Origin of the sequence: Chitinophaga sp. (genome assembly GCF_036569125.1) — a bacterium.
Lineage (GTDB): Bacteria > Bacteroidota > Bacteroidia > Chitinophagales > Chitinophagaceae > Chitinophaga.
The window spans coordinates 1-2,799 of sequence record NZ_DATCRF010000773.1 but is presented as its reverse complement, the minus strand read 5'-3'; the positions used below and the strand labels follow the sequence as shown (position 1 = coordinate 2,799).

The 2,799-nt window shown below is 46.4% G+C and carries 4 protein-coding genes; 1 reads left to right on the top strand and 3 read right to left on the bottom strand.

What is annotated here, in order from left to right; translation table 11 throughout:
• Positions 1-765, bottom strand: a 765-nt coding sequence (locus VIM87_RS28530; protein WP_332000276.1) for a carboxypeptidase-like regulatory domain-containing protein, incomplete at its 3' end; no start/stop codon positions are given.
• Positions 766-1,026: 261 nt separating this feature from the next.
• Entirely contained in the window at positions 1,027-1,236 is a 210-nt protein-coding gene (locus tag VIM87_RS28525) for a hypothetical protein (RefSeq protein ID WP_332000275.1), read from the bottom strand.
• Positions 1,237-1,341: 105 nt separating this feature from the next.
• On the opposite strand from VIM87_RS28525, the gene VIM87_RS28520 reads away from it, so the two are divergent.
• Positions 1,342-2,358, top strand: coding sequence for an AraC family transcriptional regulator (locus VIM87_RS28520; RefSeq protein WP_332000274.1), 1,017 nt, complete (start codon positions 1,342-1,344; stop codon positions 2,356-2,358).
• 83 nt (positions 2,359-2,441) lie between these two features.
• On the opposite strand, the gene VIM87_RS28515 is transcribed toward VIM87_RS28520, so the two are convergent.
• On the bottom strand, positions 2,442-2,799 hold a 358-nt coding region (locus VIM87_RS28515; protein ID WP_332000273.1), incomplete at its 5' end, for an Rrf2 family transcriptional regulator.

Genomic DNA, 2,799 nt, shown 5'->3' with positions numbered 1-2,799 from the left:
TTCCACGGCCAGGCGGCTGAAAATGTTGCCGATACCGCCGGTAAGGCCCAGGCGCTGGTTATCTCCATCCTTCATACGAATATCCAGTACAGAGGAAGTACGGCCGCCATATTCTGCCGGGAACCCGCCTTTGATCAGGTTCAGGCTTTTCACGGCGTCCGGGTTAAACACCGAGAAAAAGCCCAGCATGTGCGTGGAGTTGTACAGTGGGGCTTCATCCAGCAGGATGAGGTTTTCATCAGTAGCGCCACCGCGTACGTTAAAACCATTGGCGCCTTCCCCTACAGTGGTTACACCAGGCAGGGTTTGTATGGAGCGCAGCACATCTACCTCACCCAGGAAGGTGGGCATCTTTTTCATTTGTGCAATATCCAGGCGGTTAATACTGGTATTCAGGGTATTAACTGCTTTTTCCTGTTTACCGTTAACAACTATTTCATTTAACTGGCTGCTGGATTTTTCCAGCTTAATGTTCAGCTGCTGGTTGCGGTTAAGAGTAATGGTCTGTTTAATTGGCGTGTAACCAATGTATGAAAATTGCAGCTCATGCTCCCCGGCGGGCAGGGTGAGTGAAAAGAATCCATACTCGTTGGTAACCGTTCCCAGGCTGGTGCCTGCTTTGGATACGGAGATGCCGATCAGGCTTTCTCCATTCTGTTGGTCTTTTACGTAACCACTAACTGTGAAACGTTGTTGTGCGTGCAGTGTCAGTCCTTGCAGTGTAAAGCAGGCCAGCGACATGAGCAGAATCAGGTGTTTTCTCATATAAGATTTATATATATGTGCATTGTAAGACGGTAGCAGCTACCTTTTTATTTTAGGAACACAGTAATAATTTTTGTGTTTCTGCATATATGACGGGAGTTAATTAGCGTACCCCTAAATTGGAGGGGAAATTTTTAATTATGAATGTCAGGAGGTGCATGCACGTTGTAACAAGATTACATAGGTTCATAAAATTGAAAAACGCCTCTACCTCTGTGGCAGAAGACGTTTCATGCGTGGTTCCCGTATTATTTCCGGCCCTTAATCCAGCAGGTCGCAGTGGTAGCCCAGCCTTTTAACAAAGCTCATAATGGCGTCTTCCATTACCTGCTGACCCACAATGCGTAACACCCGGTCGCAGTCCTCAATATCTATGCTGCAGGCCATTACGTTAAAGTTAGCTTCTATTTCCCCAATTACCCTTTTCTTATCATGTTGGGTGGCGATATTCGTTCTAAATATTCCAATCATGGATATTATATTTTTATATTCGGAATATTTTTGTGCAAATTTGGGGACTGCCTATTTCTAACTGTTGCATTTAAAGGATTAAAATTTACACTAAACGGATTTTTTATGCCCGTAGTTATCACGAACGATTCCCGGAATGTGCTGCATAGGGAAGATAAACTGCTCACCTCACAGGAGTTACTAAGTCCCCGCATTATAGAAGAGGAGATGAAGATGCAGTTTACTTTTGGGACCGCCAATTTCCGGGAAATGTATTTTGACGGGCTGCATATTGCTTTCGGCAGTGCGCATGTATATGAAAACCTGAATGTAGCGGTGGAGCTGGCGTCGGAATCGCCCACGATGGTGTCCCAGCTTTTTGTGCTGCAAGGTGATTTCAATAGCCATTTACCCGGTAAGCGCAACTGCCATTTTTCCCGGCTGGAGCATAACCTGTTGTATAACCCCACTTTATCAGAAAATGCACAAATAAAGAAACAGGATATTATAGAAATGGTGTCGCTTAGCTTTGCCCGCGAGCGCTTCCTGGAGTTTGCAGAAAATAACGGCCGCGTAATGGACCGTTTGGCAGAGCAGGTAGCCGGCAATAAGCTGGTATTCCTGAACCAGCATAATAATCAGCCCATTACCCTGCAAATGCTAAAGGTGCTGGAGGAGATCCGCAGCTGCCAGTTCATAGGCGGCATTAAAAAGCTGTTCCTGCAATCTAAAGTGCTGGAACTGCTGGCTTTACAGTGTGAGCAATACGAACGGTCGGAGAATGGGAGCACACCTGTAAGCACCGCCTTATCGGCCACTGACCGGGAAAAGGTGTACTATGCCCGCGATCTGCTGATGAACGCTATGCAGCAGCCGCCTTCCCTGCGCGATCTGGCAAGGCTGGCAGGCCTGAATGAGTTTAAGCTGAAAGCCGGTTTCAAACAGGTATTTTCCACTACAGTATTTGGTTACCTGAATGATCAGCGGCTGGACCAGGCGCGGGAGCTTTTATTACAACAGCATCATAAACCCCTTATGGATATTGCCCATGAACTGGGTTACTCATCTCCCCAGCATTTCAGTAATGCCTTCAGTAAAAAATTTGGAATGAGCCCCGGAAAGGCGCGGCGTAATAGTAATTAATAATTAATGATTAATAATTAATTTATTGAAGCGGAAAATAGTCATCCGCTGCATTCAATTATTAATTATTCATTCTTAATTATTCAGGCCTGGGCGTTAATGACCTGCTTTGTGAAAGCCGCCAGGGTCATACGTTTGAGACGGTTATAAATAGTGTGGTCTATTTCAGTGAACAATTCATCCAGCGCATCATTGATACCTGCGCCAACAGCGCAGTCGGGATTAGGCAGGTTAGGGGAGAAGCCAAACACATGATCTTCCTTTACCGCCTGGAACACATCAGACATGCGGATCTGGGAGGCCGGTTTACGCAGGCGGCTGCCACCGCTTTTACCTTCTTTACTTTCCACCAGCCCTGCTGCTCTTAATGCGCTCAGCTCTTTGCGCACCAGGGCAGGATTGGCATTCATAGAACCGGCAATGTAGTCGGATGATAACCAC